Raw genomic sequence first — 16,483 nt, forward strand, 5'->3', positions numbered from 1 at the left:
TTAATAAAATCCTTAATTAAGAATTTGTAAGTATAAATCAATAAGTTCCGAACCCCAAAAATAGGCTGTCAATGTACCAGTTGCAATAAATGGGCCAAATGGAATAGGTTCTCGTTTTTTTACAATTCTAAAAAGAAGAGCTAATCCACCTATAACAGCACCAAACAAAGTAGACAGAAAGAATGATAATAATACAAGTTTAAATCCTAAAACGAAACCCAGTAAGGCATACAGTTTCACGTCACCAAAGCCCATCCCGCCTTTACTAACAATGGCAATGATGAGCAGGAGAATAAAACCAGTTACTGCACCTAGGATACAATTCCACCATGGGTCTAAAGGCATAATAATTCGTTCCAATAAAAAAATCCCTGCAAACCAAATTAAAATTTTATCAGGGATGATCATATAATGAATATCTGATACGATGATAATCATAAACATAGAAATTAACGTTAAGGAAACGACTAATTCTCCAGACCATCCAACAAAGTATGGTGCTGCTGCAAACATGGCACCAGTTAACAATTCAAATATTGGATAAATCGGAGAAATCCGCGACTGACAGCCGCGGCATTTCCCCTTTTGAAGCATATATGATAAAACCGGAATGAGTTCAAATGGTGTCAACTGATGCCCACAAGTAGGGCATGCAGATCTTGGTGTCACAATCGATTTCTTTAATGGAACTCGAAGGCCGACTACGTTGAAGAAGGATCCTAGGAGAAGACCATAGATAAAAAGTATTACTATAATCATTAGTTAGTATATTCTATTAATTCTTGTTCAGTAGCTTCCCCGTCTTCATTACCTTTAGCAGGTGCCGTTTTACTATCAGCTATAGCTACAGCTGCATGCGTTTTTAAAACATAGGTGTATTTTCCACTAGTTGAATTATGTGTTACAGTAACTACAAAAGTATTATCTTTAACATGATCTAAGTAGTCCTTTAAGGCTACGTTACCGCCACTAACAGTTCCATCACTAGCCAAAACACCAGCACCATTATTATCTAATGTAATACTCTTAGCTTGAGGATGGTCAGCAACATACATCTTTGCTGCATTAATGATTTGTAACCCTTCTTGAACTGTAGCTTTTTGATCTGATTTTTTAATTACATTCCCAATTGCAGGAATTGCAATCGCAGCGATAATCCCTAAAATTACAATAACAGCTAGTAATTCAATTAAGGTAAAACCTTTTTGTTCCTTCATTTTTAATTTCAAACTATGTACCATTTCAACACTCCTTCTGGTTCTATGAACCTAGTAATATTTCTCTATGAGTATACAATAAATAACAGCATTGTAAAAGGTGTTTTTTATCATTTTTTGTCTTAAAAGTTATATTTTTGTAATATTACGTAAAAACATTCATTTCTTAGCTCATTTGGTCGAACATCGAGAACATTGGCATCATTATTGAGAGGACAATGACACCTACAATCCCTGCTAAAAACACAATCATTATCGGTTCTATTAAAGATTTTAGTCTGTCCGTACCTGCCTCTACCTCTTTTTCATAAAACTCTGCTATTTTAGACAGCATCGCATCTAAAGCCCCAGTTCCCTCGCCGATTGAAATCATCTGCGTAACAAGAGGAGGAAAGGCCCAGTGTGCATTCATCGGCTCGGTCATTGATCGCCCTTTTTCAAGCGAGTCACGGGATTCACGAATAACTTTTGAAATCACTTCATTTTCAACGACCTTTTCGACAATCGACATCGCTTGAAGAATCGGTACAGAGCTTGAGAATAGAGTGCTTAGTGTTCTCATCATCCTTGCTAATTGACCTTTTTGAATCATTTTTCCAAATATCGGCATTCTCAAGAGAGCAAAATCCAAATAATATTTTGTCTGCTTATTTTTTTTCATAAACATAAAAAATAAATAAATAGCAACGAACACAAGCGCTACGAGCCACCAAAAAGATTGCATAAATTCACTGGCTGCCAAGACAAACTTTGTAATGCCTGGTAGTTCAGCTCCCATATCTGAGAACATCGTAACAAATCTTGGAACTACTCCGACTAGTAAAAAGATCACAGCTAAAATAGCAATAATTCCTATGACTAAAGGATAGGTAAGAGCCGAAACTATTTTTTGTCTTGTGTGATGCTGTTTTTCAAAATCTTCAGCAAGACGTTCTAGAGTCCCGTCGATATTTCCGCTAACCTCTCCCGCCTTTACCATGTTGACAAACATTGAATTAAATATTTTAGGATGCTTTGAAACTGAGTCGGAAAATGGATTTCCTTCTCGTAGTTCCTGTTCCACATCCAATAGAGCCCTTTTCAGCCCTTTACTTTCTGTCTGGGCAGCAAGAACAGCGGTTGCTTCAACGATTGTTACCCCTGCTTTCAGCAAAGTAGCAAATTGGCGCAGGTAAATAACAAAGTCCTGCATTTTTACTGGATTCCCAAACGATAGTTCCATTGTCATAAGGGTTTCCGGGACTTCCTTCATTTCAACAACTCTTACGCCCTCATCCTTCAGCTTGACCATTGCCTCCCGCCTTGAAGCCGCACTAACCACGCCCTGCTTTTTGCCCTGACGGTCCCGTCCAGAATATTTAAATCTAGGCATCCATCATCATCTTTTCTTGTAAATATCTATTCGCCGCTTCTATCTGAATCAGATTGCGGTCAAGCAGGTCTCTTATGCTCATTTCAAGCGTGTGCATGCCCTGGGCGCGGGAGGTTTGCATCGTGCTTTGGATTTGATGAATTTTTTCATTTCGGATTAGGTTAGCAATTGCTGGGTTGTTAACCAGGATTTCTGTTGCCGCTTTCCGGCCTTTTTTATCAACAGTAGGAAACAACCGCTGTGAAATGACGCCAACCAAAACAGAGGCAAGTTGGACACGGATTTGCGGCTGCTGCGCTGGTGGAAAAACGTCGATGATCCGGTTGATTGTTGCCGGGGCACTTGATGTATGAAGGGTTCCAAACACAAGGTGACCTGTTTCTGCTGCAGTAATCGCAATACCAATCGTTTCTAGATCCCGCATTTCTCCTACAAGAATAACATCAGGATCTTGGCGAAGCGCTGCTTTTAAGCCACTGGCGTAATTTTTTGTATCAAACCCTACTTCTCGCTGATCAATAATTGAATTTCCATGTTTATGAAGAAATTCAATTGGGTCTTCAAGTGTGATAATATGTTTCCGCATCGTTCGGTTCATATAATCAATCATCGAAGCAAGTGTTGTTGACTTACCACTACCTGTAGGCCCTGTTACAAGGATAAGGCCTTGAGGCTTTTCTACTAGTTTTGAAATGATTTCCGGTAAGTCTAAATCTTCCATGGTTGGGGTTTTCGAAGCTACGACCCTTAGTGCAAGTGAAACACTTTTCCGCTGATGGTAGGCATTGACACGGAAACGTGACGCGCCTGGAATCCCATAGGAGAAATCGAGCTCCCCTTTTTCTTTAAATTGATTATAAAGATTTTCGGGAATAATCTGTTTGGCGATTTCCTCTGTATCCGCTGGAAGCAGCATATCTTTTCCATAACGCTTAATATCCCCATTTATCCGAAAAACAGGTGGAACACCAACCGTCAGATGGATATCAGAGGCTTTAAATTCTAATGCTGCCCGAAGAATATTATCAATTCTTTCTTTCATATGTTCATACTCCTACTCCAAAATGGCTACACGCAATACTTCTTCTGTTGTTGTTAAGCCTTGTTTCACTTTTAATAAGCCATCATCAATTAAAAAGATGGTTTTATTTTTAATCGCATGTTCTTTTAACTTTTGAAAGGAATTATCATTCATTATGATTCTTCGCATGTCATCGTTAATGACAAGTACCTCATGAAGTGCAATCCTTCCTTTATAACCAGTCATATTACAAGAAGCACAGCCTTTCCCTCTTGTTATCTTATCAATCTTAAGGCCACGTCTTGCAAAAATTTCTTTTTCTCGCAGTGAAGGTTCTTGTCCTTCAGCACAATCCCGGCATACCTTTCGTACCAACCGCTGTGCAACTATGCCGCTTACTGACGAGGCAATCATAAACGGTTCGACACCCATATCATTAAGGCGTGTGATTGTTCCTAAAGAATCATTTGTGTGCAGCGTGCTTAATACTAAATGCCCAGTCAACGACGCACGAATAGCAATCTCAGCTGTCTCTTTATCACGAATTTCTCCGACCATGATTATATTTGGATCCTGGCGTAGAATGGAGCGAAGACCTGCTGCAAAAGTCATCCCAACATTTGCGTTTACCTGAATTTGATTGATCCCTTCTAATTGGTATTCAACAGGATCCTCAATGGTGATAATATTGACTTGTTCACTGTTCAATTTATTAAGTGCCGCATAAAGGGTCGATGATTTACCCGATCCAGTCGGTCCTGTTATAAGGACAATCCCTGTTGGCTGCTCAATTAATTGGCTAAACCTCTTATAATTTAGTGCATTAAAGCCAATTTTATTTAAATCATTTAAAGCCGCACCCATATCCAAAAGGCGCATTACGATTTTTTCCCCGTAAACGGTTGGCAAAGTAGAAACACGAAGATCGATCGGATAAAAATCAAGATGTATCTTGATTCGTCCATCTTGAGGAATCCGATGTTCAGTGATATCAAGATTCGACATTATTTTAATTCTTGCAGTCAATACGCTCTGCATATGGCGCGGTAAAATACGTTCCACTCTTAGTACACCATCCACTCTATAACGAACAACTATCTTCGTTTCTTGTGGATCAATATGAATATCACTTGCCTTTTGTATCACAGCATTCGTCAGGAGCTGATTAACCAGACGAACAATTGGAGAATCCTGATTGGTTACATCTTCATCTCGCCCCCGCTCACTTGCAGGTAGGTCATCAAACAGCTCCTCTAAACCCTCGTCATCGTCATAGTATTTATTAATGGTTCGTAGTATCTCGTCCTTTGTTGCAATCCCTGCTTCGATTTGGAAGCCCGTAGATAAACGCAAGTCATCAATTATTATAAAATCCATGGGATTAACCATGGCAACAAATAGCTTGTTCGCCTCTTTTTTAAGCGGGACAATCAAATTCCTTTTTGCCGTTTCCTTAGAAATCAGGGAAAAAAGGCTTGAATCAAAGGGATACTGGGCAAGATTTACATGCGGAATACCAAGCTGTACCTCTAATACTTCAGCCAATTGCTGATCGGTAATATATCCTCTTTGTAATAAGACATCACCAATCTTTTGATTCGAACCTTTTTCGTCTAAAGCAGATTGCAGCTGCTCAGTAGTAATCATTCCTTCTTCAATTAACAAATCCCCAAGGCGTTTTCGGCTTTGTTTCTTATTGCTTTCACCACTATTTAGGCTGTTCATTTGGCTTCCCCCAAAGGTTATCAACATCAGAATCTTGTTGTGATGTATCAGATTGTGAAGTAGTTTGACTACCAGCAGGATTGGTTTCTGTTGAAGGATTCGTTACAATGTCAGTTTGACTTGCGGCAGTCGCCGCTGTTCCCTGTTGTGTTCCAGTTAAGGCATGAATCTCGATGCGATAAACAGGAGGATAATAATCCTCAGAAATCAATTCAGTCTTTAGCAGTTGCTCTCCTTGGTACATCTCCCGGTAAACTTTTACGAATGTCCCGTCGGCTCCTTTAGCTTTGACCATCGTTTTACCAGGTTTAAGAATTGGACTATATTGGACTATCGTTTTAGGCTTTAATTGCTGTTCATCTTTTTTACTAATCTTATAATTGTAAAGAAACTTTTTACCCTTAAGGCGCACTTTTAAGAGATTGTTCTCTAGTACTAGCTCTATAGTATAGCTTGATTTATTTGGATTAGTAATAATTAAATCTGTATTTTTAGCAGGGCTGACCCTAGCTTCAAATCCTAACCTAGCGTACTCAGGAAGTACATTGCTTATATTTCTATCGACAACTGAAAAATTCGTTGGTAATATCGCTTGATAAATCCCTGTTCCGATAAAACTTAGTGCAGTTGCTTTCTCAAATTTCTGATTCTTAGCAAACTCCAAGAGTGAAAACGTAGCTCCCTCAGCAATTTTAATTTCCGAATTTTTCTCCACTATTGTCTGAAGGTCATATGGAATTTCTTTTAATTTAAGTACTGCTTCGCTTATAACCATGTCCTTTTTACTTGCACTTGCCAGTAAGAAATCATTCGTCAGGTTAAACGGATATGAACCATTTTCTAACCCGGATGCTGTCGATTCTAAATTAGCTTTCAGTTTAGTAAAGTCTACTTCATTACTATTTAGCTCTGGGAAAAGGATACTAACTTGCTCTTCCACTTGCATAAGATCAATGGAAATAAAAACCTGGTTTTTTTGTCCGTCCTTTATTGATTTTATCGTTGTTTCTGAATCAAGATTAAAAAGGTTTAAATCAAAGGGAACACTTTTCTCACTATATTGAAATGAAAATTTTGTATTTTTCAGCCAGTCAAGGTACTCCTTTTCAAGCATACTAGCCGCTTCACTATCCGTTTTTCCGGAAATGTCTAAATTCCCAACTGTAGTTCCCTCTGAATATTTCCCATCAGCGATTGCTAATTTTTCAAATGCTTTTGCTCCAAAATGAGAGAAACTAAAGATAAATGCTGTACTGAAAAAAAGTACAACAAATAATTTTAAAAATGGCAGATTTTTCTCCATAGCCTTGCCCCCTTTCTATCAAACTACTTTTGCAAGTTAACTTCTTTCTTCAAATTGCTATCTAATAGATTCGCTTCATATCCTGCAGCAGTTTCCTTTACAGCAAGGAATAATTCATCTAACTGGTTATCTTCTAACGCGTTAGTACCAGTTTCTTCCTCTCCTATTGGTGTTAGGTCATTAAGCTTCTCAAGCCATCCTTCATCTTCTAGTTCGATATTTTCTTCAGATTCCTCTTGAAGTAAACTTTCGATATCTGATAAATAACCTGCTTCAATTTCGTTATCATCAAGTTCATATAGATTCGCATCATCCCCTGCTGCAGTTTCCTTAACGGCAAGGAATATTTCATCTAGCTCGGTAACGTCTGTTGCAATACTAACCGTTTCTTCCTCTACATTTCCTAGCGTTAGATGATTAAACTCCTCAAGCCACCCTTCATCCTCTGACTCGGTCTTTTCATTAGATTCAGCTAACAGTAAACTTTCGATATCAGATAAATTGCCTGCTTCTGAATCGGTATCGACCATATTTTTTTCATTCTTTTCCTTTATTTCATCTTCTATCAAATCATCAAAAAATGAAATGTCTTCTATCTCTATTCCATAAGTTTGCTCATTTTCATCTACATTTTGAGGTTGTACTTGTATCGAAATAACCTCATTTGCGTTTAAATTCATTAAAGACTGCGAAGCGGTTTCTCCCTGGTCTAAATCCAACAAATCTAACTCCATTGATTTTTCTATCCTATTATCCGGAACAAAAGTTTTTGATTCCTCGTCAAACTCTATATCAAATGAATCTAGTACTTTATTGTACATGACAGCTCCAAAACGGCTGTCCATTATGTAGGCTGCAACCAAAACAAGCAAAAGCACTATTAACGATGTCTGCCACAATGGGAAAAAAGGAACGGCTGCAAGTCCTCCAAGGGCCAACACAAAACCTGCCGAAACAACGAAAAATTTCCCTCTAAAAGTGAAACCAATAGGTAAAAAGGCTATGATTAATATTAATACCAACATAGCCCCAAATGCCCATATGAGTGTTTGCATTTGATGACTTCCTTTCTTCTCTTGATACTATTATCTTATTAAACAACAATTTATATCAAAATTACTAAGAATTTTTACTTTTATTCTAAAATTAGACAAAATTGCCTACTAGATATTGTATAATACTTTTAATTAGTTTAAAAGAAGATGAAAAACTTTTATAGGCAATACTTACTGATTTTTGTTATTTATTGTCTATTAAATTTATTAAACTATATCTTTGAACATGAAACTTTATCCCCAGAAGGGAAATGATTAACATGGAATTATTGAAAGAGGAAAAAGGGGTAACCTTATTAGAAGTGCTTTTATCAATAGTCATATTGTCTATGATCCTCTTAACAACTATGAGTTTTTTTCCCCAAATGGGGCTTATAAATAATCAAAACAACCTAAAAACACAGGGAATAAACACTGTAAAAGATGTCCTTCTTAAATGGCAAAATGATAGTAGATTGGATGCCTTTTTTACTAACCCTGATGCAGGAGTAATACCGGAATACAAGCCAATTACAGGGGCAGATTATTATAATTTTGAAACAGTTGAAGGTGGATATATCGTTAACATTCAAATTAAGGTAAATCCAAGTAAGGAATCAAAAATTTATAATGCGCATCAAATTGATATAAAACTATACAAAATGAATAATAGAGATATCGCCGTAAGTAATACTTATGGGTATGTAAAAGTTAGGAGATGAAGTAGTTGAAACAAGACGAACGTGGCTTAACACTTGTTGAAGTCTTAGCTACTTTAACAATAATCTCAATTGTCAGTATAATAATTTGGAGTGTTTTCTTCCAAGGGTTAAATTTTTCAAAAAAGGCCACCTCAAAAAACTTAATGCTTCAAGAAATGAACCTTCTCATTACCAATTTAACAAAAATTCATCAAACTTCTAGTGAGTATGAAATAACAAGCTCTGGCACTAATAATTGTGACATTACTGTAACTTCTAAAAAAAAGGATAAAGTTCTAAATAAAGATGTTATACAACCAGTCCGAATATTCTCCCATTCACAAATATGCTTTGGATTTGTCCTTGATATTAAGAATAAACGAAGTGGTTCGGACCCAAACAAAATAGAACCTAATGAAAACGATGTTTCTATTACACTTAATGCTCGTGACAAAACGAATCCTGAAAATAAAGTAACTATGAAGTCCTATCTTTATCGAATGAAGGGAGTTGGATACTAATGGATAGTGTTAAGCATGAACAGGGTTATGCACTTGTAGTAGTATTGGTAATATTGACTGTTTTTTCAGTTTTGTTCCTTGCCTTCATGGGCCAAGCCTTTAACAGTGTAAAACAAAATCAAGTAGTTGAGAAATCTTCACAATCCGTAGCATTAGCTGAAATGGGGGTATCTTATTACGATGTTGCAGTTCAAGATATCTTTGAAAAATTAAAAGATGAGATTAAGGTTAAAGTTGAGAATAACCAATTAACCACACAATCAGCTGTTATTGATTATCTGAAATCTCAATTAAAAAGTAATATTATAAATATTCCCACCCCACCAGCCGTTGATGATAAAGCGTCCTTCACCATTAATAAAAGCAATAATAAAATTAATGTTACTTCTGGAGGAAATTTACTAAAAATCAATTTAACAGTTGTAGGTACTAAACAAGATGATAGCACTGAACTTAATGTGGAAATGGCCATTAACAACCTGTCAAGTATCAATATAGTTACTACAACCGCAAGTAATACTCCTGAAATTATTTTTGATAAGGTTACGAAACCTGATATTGTCGATGTTAATTGTAATAACCCCGTAGATTTGGAACTTAGCAAAGATAAAGGTAACAATGGTAATGGCAAAAATGGTAATAGCAATATAAACGTTATTTGTTCAGACGTAATAATTGATACTGCTAATAATTCCAATGGAACTAGAACATACACAGGTAATAATAATGTGGATGTCTCAAAAATCTACTCCACTGTTGGTCTAGATTTTACAGGGAATTTAAACAATAGAGACTCTCTACAGATTTATGCACCATCGCTTCATATGGCAAGTAATTTTAATAATCCAACTTCTGTAACTGTTGAAACTAAAGGAAATTTCTCAATTGGCAGTAATGTTCAGAATACCAATCATGTAAATTTTTACGTGGGAGGGCTACTTGCTATCAATGGGCATCTTGACCTAAGCAATAGTTCAAATGTATTTATAAGAGGATCAAGAACACAAAACGAAATTGCGAATAATACAATCTCTACCGTTGATAACCATCTAAAGATTGATTCCACTTCTAAAATGTGTATTAACGGTAATATCAAAGTTTCAGGATTAACTATTGATGCGAAAGATCATTTAATCATTAATGGCAAAGTGCTGGACTTCTCTGGTAATCAAATCAATAATAGTAATATAAAATATGTGGTAGACACCACAGATAAAAACTGGCTACAAACGCAATGTGGAAACACTTTTGATACCCCAACACCGACTACAACTAATACTATTGAATGGGGAAATATAACCAATTCAATGATTAATGATGTTGTTTATCCTTAGTAATACACATGTTAATCTAACAGAAAAAAAGGTAAGATAATTTAGTGGTTTAAACACTTAATTATCTCACCTTTTTTTAATCTACATCTATATATTACAAAACAAACATAATTGATTGCAGCTGATTCCTTTAACATGACGAATACTCCGCTACCCTATTCCTGCCTGCCCTTTTCGCCCCAACGTAAAGCGCTCTGTCCGCATGACGAATCAATGCCAAGGAATCCTCCGCATCCTCAGGTGCAGTCGCCACCCCAATCGAGGCAGTAATCATTACCTTTTGATGCTTCTTGTCTAAATCCAATGACTGTTTAATGGTAAATGGCCAATTGGATATCATTTGTCTAATTTGTTCGGCCATATGGTAGGCCTCTTCTTTAGATGTATCAGGTAAAAGAACGACGAATTCTTCCCCTCCAAATCGAGCGACGGTTCCGCGCGAGAGTCCCATTAACTTGCTTAGTCTGCTGGCAAGTTCAACCAGAACTTCATTTCCGCTTTGGTGACCATACGTATCATTTACTTGCTTAAAATGGTCAATATCAAGAATAATCAACGATAACGCCCTGCGCTCGAACCGGGTTAATTTATCAAATTCTTCGGTTAGCAGGTTTTCAAAATAGCGATAATTATACAGTTTTGTTAACGAACAGTGTTCACTTTGCATTTTTGTCAGTTCATAATGCTTGCCATTTTCGATGGCAACGGCAAAGTGGGAACAAAGGATATCGATGATCATCAGCTGAAATTTTTCAAATGCATGCTTTTTCTTCGAAGCAAGTAATAACACGCCTATTACTTTTTTGCTTCTCATGATCGGTACACCCAGGATACTTTCGGCATCATCCGGTAAATGTCCATTTGAATATTTCTGCCATTCTTTCCTTGCTGTATATAAGAAAGTCTTTTGCTCACCCCATACCATCCCGCTAATTCCTTGGTTTCTCTTTACAGGCGGTAAGCTATTCGGCATGCCCCCTTCGATCCCTCGAACCAATTCGAGTTCATCATTCTTTGTTACCTCAAGGATATATGCAAAATCAACCGGAAGCATTTCACTAACTTTTTGAATTAACAGATCGACCACATCATCGACCTTTAAGCGCTCTGCCATCTGATGACCAATCTCTGCCGCTTTTTGTAAATATTCATTGATTTTTTCACTAGAATAATAGAGTTTAAAAATCAATGATAAACTAACAAAAGGGATTCCAACAAACAACAGGGCTAAACTTCCGACCTGATTATAAAGGATATACAACACAAACCCAATCGGGAAGGTGATGAAAGTCGTAATGGTCTCAACCATGAAATCTTTTCCAAAATAGGATTCTTTGCTTTTATAGATAAAATAAAGGTTGAAGGAGAAAATGATTTGATTCATCGAATAACTTACCACTGCATATAAGAAGGCCTGCCATAAGTAATTATGGTTTTCAGCAAAGCTGGGGCGTGTCTCTCCACCAAGCCAGTGGTAGACCAATCCGCTCGTCAAGGAAACGAGAAAGATCATTATCAGATTAAGCGGCAATCGGAATAATTCACCTTTTCGGAGAATCCGTAACTTTAAAAGTAAAACAATAACGGCTATTTGTGCAAAAATGATTTCAACAAATAATCCAAACCTTAAAAAGGTAGCAAGCGCCACCCATTGGATTAAGAAAATAAACATATTATTAATAACAATTGGCATGGTTGCAACCACACAGGTTAACAGCAAAAATGCTAAGACATCTAACCAACGCCCGGAGATATGAGGAGGATAAGCCTTATAGGTGAGCCACGTTCCGGCGGGAACTAATAAAAACCAGGTAAGGAAAATACAGTTCTTGATAAACGGTTTAACTCCCATGCTTATCCTCCCCTCTGTTCTATAAAGATAAAATTATTTTACCATTAGAAAAATAACTTGTCATAGAGAAATTATCTTATTTTTCAAATATTGAGCCAAAAATGGTTTTACCTCTGAAATAAAATATAGTGAACCGGTTATCACTAATACGCTATTGTTTTCAAGGGTTTTTATCTCCTCTAGAAGAAACGAACCCCAGTCATCGACGGCCAGTTTATTTGCTGACTGGCTAATCTTTAGTAAATCCTCTGCTGACGCTGCACGTGGAAAATCAAAGCTGACAAAAGTAATTTGAGAAGCGATTTTATCTAGTTTGGCAATCATCTTGTCCAGTTTTTTATCCGATAATGCCGCAAACACGACGTGAAGATTGCGATTTGGATATCTCGTTACTAATTCGTGAGTGAGCGCTGAAATCCCTTCCTCATTATGGGCACCATCAATGATAATAAGTGGGTTTTCAGACAGCATTTCAAACCTACCTGGCCAATACGCCTTTTTTAATCCTGCTCGAATTGCTTGCTCGTTCAGGATAAACTGGACCTTTTGATGTAAAAATTGGGCCGTGATAACCGCAAGGGCTGCATTCTCCGTTTGATGCTGGCCCATCATGCTGATTTCTAGATCGTCGAGTGCTTGAATTTGCGTCAAAACGTTAAACGCTTCACCCTTTGCTAAGGTTTTATGGCCGCTAATCGAAAATTCATGATCGAGGCGATAAAGCGGCGCCGCTTTCTTTTGAGCCTGTTCCTCAATGACCTTTAACGCACCTGGGTGTTTGACAGCCGTAAAAAGTGCGGTGTTGTTTTTTATTATCCCTGCTTTTTCAAAGGCTATTTCTTCATAAGTATGACCAAGGATATTAATGTGATCTAATCCAATATTAGTAATAATAGAAACTAACGGTTGAATAATGTTCGTTGAATCAAATCGACCGCCTAAACCGACTTCAAAAATAACGATGTCAACCTTGTTCATCTCTGCGAAATAGTGAAACGCCATTGCGGTAATGACTTCAAATTCCGTTGGTCCGCCTAGTTCGGTTTCTTCTAATTCGTCTGCCAACGGTCGAATGATGTTTGCTAACTGGAGCAGTTCCGCATCGGTGATGGCTTTCCCATTAACACTAATTCGTTCGTTAAACTGTTCAATATAGGGCGAGGTAAAAGTACCAACCGTATACCCGCCTGCTTCAAGAATAGAACGAAGAAAGGTGACAGTGGAACCTTTCCCATTTGTACCGCCAATATGAACGGTCTTCATTTTTGTTTCTGGATGACTGAGTCTTTCCATCATCCATTCCATCCGCTTTAAACCTGGTTTGATCCCCAGTCTTAACCGTGCATGAATCCATTCAAGGGCTTCTTTATATGTAGTAAACATCCGTAACACCCCATCTTTTTTTTCTTATAGTTTTAAATAACTATTGTTTAATTCGCTGATAAAGTGGAATTTCCGCTGATAAACTAGACGGAATCGCCGAATATTACTGAAAACCGCTTATAAAAGTAATATTTAGCATTATCGCTTCGATTAAACTTGATTTGATCAATTTTACCTTGTTAGTAATAAGGCGAGACGAATCCTTTAGAGAATTCGCCTCGCCAAACTAATTATTACCCTCTTAATTCTTTAATTCGCGCTTCAACAATCGCTCTTTTCTCGAGATAATCATTTTCTTTTGCCCGCTCTTCCGATACAACACTTTCAGGGGCTTTTTTCATGAAACCTTCATTGCTTAGTTTCTTCTGAACTCTTTCTACTTCTTTATTTAAGCGGTCAAATTCTTTTTCAAGACGAGCAATTTCTTCGTCAATGTTGATCAAGCCTTCAAGTGGCAGGATGATTTCTAAGCCAGTAATGACGGCCGTCATTGCCTTTTCAGGCGTATCAAGCTCGATGCCCATTTGTAATTCTTCTGGATTACAGAATCGTTCAATATAGCTGCGATTATGTTCAATCGCTTTAAGGACGGTTTCATCCTTTGCTTTCACAAGCATTTTGATTTTCTTGCTCATCGGCGTGTTAACTTCAGCACGAATATTACGTACGGAACGAATCATTTCCATGAGCAGTTTCATTTCTTGTGCTGCTTGATCATCAGAAAGCGCAGGATTTACTTCAGGCCACTTTGCTGTTGTAATGGATTCTCCTTGGTGAGGAAGGTTTTGCCAAATTTCCTCGGTGATAAATGGCATGAATGGGTGTAACAAACGCATCGTTTGGTCTAATACATGAGCTAGAATCGAACGAGTGGTTTTCTTAGCCGCTTCATCTTCCCCATATAACGGCAATTTCGCCATCTCAATATACCAATCACAGAAGTCATCCCAGATGAAGTTGTATAGTGCACGGCCAACTTCACCAAACTCATAGCGCTCAGAAAGCCTTGTCACATGTTCAATTGTTTCATTTAGGCGTGTTAAAATCCACTTGTCGGCAACCGATTTTTCGCCGCTAAAGTCAATTTCATCATAGGTCATGCCGTCCATATTCATTAATGCAAATCGAGAAGCATTCCAAATTTTATTGGCAAAGTTCCAAGTCGACTCGACCTTTTCAAAGCTAAAGCGTAAATCTTGACCTGGTGAACTTCCTGTTGAAAGGAAATATCTTAAGGCATCTGCACCGTATTTTTCGATTACATCCATTGGATCAACGCCGTTACCAAGTGATTTACTCATTTTGCGTCCTTGCTCATCACGAACGAGACCATGGATGAGAACATCTTTAAATGGACGCTCACCTGTAAACTCGATGCTTTGGAAAATCATTCTGGATACCCAGAAGAAGATAATATCATAGCCTGTTACTAATACATCGGTTGGGAAGTAACGCTTGAAATCGGATGCTTCTGTATCAGGCCAGCCCATCGTCGAAAATGGCCATAATGCGGAGCTGAACCATGTATCGAGTACGTCTTTATCCTGTTCCCAGTTCTCAGCATCTGCAGGTGCTTCTAGACCAACGTATACTTCACCCGTTTGTTTGTGGTACCAAGCCGGAATACGGTGACCCCACCAAAGCTGTCTCGAAATACACCAGTCACGGATATTTTCCATCCAACGTAAGTACGTTTTTTCAAATCGGTCTGGGACAAAGTTTGCTTTTTCTTCTTTGGTTTGCAGGGCAATTGCTTCATCCGCGAGTGGCTGCATTTTAACAAACCACTGTGTAGAAAGATAAGGTTCTACAACAGCACCGCTTCGTTCAGAGTGGCCTACGGAATGTGGATGCTCTTCAATTTTGAAAAGAACACCTTGTTCCTGCAAGTCTTTCACGATTTGCTTACGGCATTCGAATCGGTCTTGGCCTTTATACTTGCCGGCTTTATCATTCATGGAGCCGTCTTCGTTCATAACAAGAATTCGTTCAAGATTATGACGATTGCCAAGTTCAAAGTCGTTCGGGTCATGGGCTGGTGTAATTTTAACCGCTCCAGATCCGAATTCCATATCAACATAATCATCAGCAACAATTGGAATTTCGCGGCCAACGATTGGCAGAATCACGTTTTTACCAATGAGATGCTTGTAACGGTCATCTTCTGGATGAACGGCAACCGCAGTATCACCAAGCATTGTTTCCGGACGAGTTGTAGCTACCTCAATATGCCCAGAACCATCAGCAAGCGGATAGCTCATATGATAAAATGCACCTTGAACATCTTTATAGATTACTTCGATGTCTGATAGAGCTGTTTTAGTGGACGGATCCCAGTTAATTATATATTCCCCGCGGTAAATGAGGCCTTTTTTATAAAGGGTAACAAACACTTCTTTAACGGCATCGGATAAGCCTTCGTCAAGAGTGAATCGCTCGCGGCTGTAATCTAAGCCTAAGCCTAGTTTTGCCCATTGCTGACGGATATGGGAAGCATATTCTTCCTTCCACTTCCATGTTTCCTCCACGAATTTTTCTCTGCCTAAGTCATAGCGGCTTTTGCCTTCGCTGCGAAGTTTTTCTTCAACCTTCGCTTGGGTAGCAATCCCAGCATGATCCATACCAGGTAACCAAAGAACGTCATAACCCTGCATCCGCTTCATGCGCGTAACGATGTCTTGAAGGGTGGTATCCCAAGCATGACCTAAATGAAGTTTCCCCGTTACGTTTGGAGGTGGGATTACAACCGTATACGGCTCTTTGCCCTCATCATTTTTTGCTTCGAAAAACTTACCTTGTAACCACCATTCATATCGACCTTTTTCAATCGTTTGTGGGTCGTATTTCGTAGGCATTGTTAGTTCCTTTGTTTCCATGTAAAATTCCTCCTTGTAATCAACTAATCGTGAAAATGGAAATCATATGAGCAGCACACCAACCAACATAACAAAGGCGGTGTGAGCAGAGTCAGGCTTCGCTTAATTCGTGTGTAAAATGTATTTTCCACAAAGGTTGGATAT

Annotated in this window: 13 protein-coding genes; 3 read left to right on the forward strand and 10 right to left on the reverse strand. The window is 38.1% G+C overall.

The features are described 5' to 3' along the window. Nucleotides 1-12: 12 nt before the first annotated feature. From KW850_RS12055 to KW850_RS12085, 7 genes are all read right to left on the reverse strand, one after another. Nucleotides 13-759 carry a prepilin peptidase gene (locus KW850_RS12055; protein ID WP_218347821.1) on the reverse strand — a complete coding sequence of 249 codons (747 nt, stop codon included), beginning with the start codon at nucleotides 757-759 and terminating at the stop codon, nucleotides 13-15. Beyond that, a complete protein-coding gene (locus tag KW850_RS33890) occupies nucleotides 759-1,241 on the reverse strand; it encodes a type II secretion system protein (RefSeq protein WP_305730313.1) in 483 nt (160 codons plus the stop codon). Before KW850_RS33890 ends, KW850_RS12055 begins: the two co-directional genes overlap by 1 nt. A 142-nt stretch (nucleotides 1,242-1,383) precedes the next feature. Next, nucleotides 1,384-2,589: a type II secretion system F family protein gene (locus KW850_RS12065; RefSeq protein ID WP_218347822.1), complete on the reverse strand. Its 1,206-nt coding sequence runs from the start codon at nucleotides 2,587-2,589 to the stop codon at nucleotides 1,384-1,386. Continuing rightward, nucleotides 2,582-3,631: a type IV pilus twitching motility protein PilT gene (locus KW850_RS12070; protein ID WP_218347823.1), complete on the reverse strand. Its 1,050-nt coding sequence runs from the start codon at nucleotides 3,629-3,631 to the stop codon at nucleotides 2,582-2,584. Before KW850_RS12070 ends, KW850_RS12065 begins: the two co-directional genes overlap by 8 nt. A 12-nt stretch (nucleotides 3,632-3,643) precedes the next feature. Continuing rightward, nucleotides 3,644-5,335: a GspE/PulE family protein gene (locus KW850_RS12075; protein ID WP_218347824.1), complete on the reverse strand. Its 1,692-nt coding sequence runs from the start codon at nucleotides 5,333-5,335 to the stop codon at nucleotides 3,644-3,646. Continuing rightward, on the reverse strand, nucleotides 5,319-6,638 hold the full coding sequence (locus KW850_RS12080) for a G5 domain-containing protein (protein ID WP_218347825.1): 1,320 nt from the start codon (nucleotides 6,636-6,638) through the stop codon (nucleotides 5,319-5,321). The genes KW850_RS12075 and KW850_RS12080 overlap by 17 nt, the downstream gene beginning before the upstream one ends. Before the next feature lie 23 nt (nucleotides 6,639-6,661). After that, complete coding sequence (locus KW850_RS12085) at nucleotides 6,662-7,693, reverse strand: hypothetical protein (RefSeq protein WP_218347826.1); 1,032 nt, start codon at nucleotides 7,691-7,693, stop codon at nucleotides 6,662-6,664. 260 nt (nucleotides 7,694-7,953) lie between these two features. Between KW850_RS12085 and KW850_RS12090 the strand changes: the two genes are divergently transcribed. From KW850_RS12090 to KW850_RS12100, 3 genes are read left to right on the forward strand one after another with little or no spacing between them, the layout of a single operon-like run. Further along, a complete protein-coding gene (locus KW850_RS12090; RefSeq protein WP_218347827.1) occupies nucleotides 7,954-8,394 on the forward strand; it encodes a type IV pilus modification PilV family protein in 441 nt (146 codons plus the stop codon). A 5-nt stretch (nucleotides 8,395-8,399) separates the two neighbouring features. Beyond that, nucleotides 8,400-8,894, forward strand: coding sequence for a prepilin-type N-terminal cleavage/methylation domain-containing protein (locus KW850_RS12095; protein ID WP_218347828.1), 495 nt, complete (start codon nucleotides 8,400-8,402; stop codon nucleotides 8,892-8,894). Then, a complete protein-coding gene (locus KW850_RS12100; protein ID WP_218347829.1) occupies nucleotides 8,894-10,228 on the forward strand; it encodes a hypothetical protein in 1,335 nt (444 codons plus the stop codon). Before KW850_RS12095 ends, KW850_RS12100 begins: the two co-directional genes overlap by 1 nt. Before the next feature lie 130 nt (nucleotides 10,229-10,358). Here KW850_RS12100 and KW850_RS12105 read toward each other — a convergent pair whose 3' ends face one another. The 3 genes from KW850_RS12105 to KW850_RS12115 form a co-directional block, all read right to left on the reverse strand. After that, a complete protein-coding gene (locus KW850_RS12105) occupies nucleotides 10,359-12,080 on the reverse strand; it encodes a sensor domain-containing diguanylate cyclase (RefSeq protein ID WP_218347830.1) in 1,722 nt (573 codons plus the stop codon). Between the two features lie 60 nt (nucleotides 12,081-12,140). Then, nucleotides 12,141-13,463 carry a bifunctional folylpolyglutamate synthase/dihydrofolate synthase gene (locus KW850_RS12110; RefSeq protein ID WP_218347831.1) on the reverse strand — a complete coding sequence of 441 codons (1,323 nt, stop codon included), beginning with the start codon at nucleotides 13,461-13,463 and terminating at the stop codon, nucleotides 12,141-12,143. A 233-nt stretch (nucleotides 13,464-13,696) separates the two neighbouring features. After that, nucleotides 13,697-16,339, reverse strand: a complete 2,643-nt coding sequence (locus KW850_RS12115) for a valine--tRNA ligase (protein ID WP_218347832.1) — start codon at nucleotides 16,337-16,339, stop codon at nucleotides 13,697-13,699. Nucleotides 16,340-16,483: the final 144 nt, after the last annotated feature.

The sequence above is a fragment of the Bacillus sp. sid0103 genome (assembly GCF_019219025.1).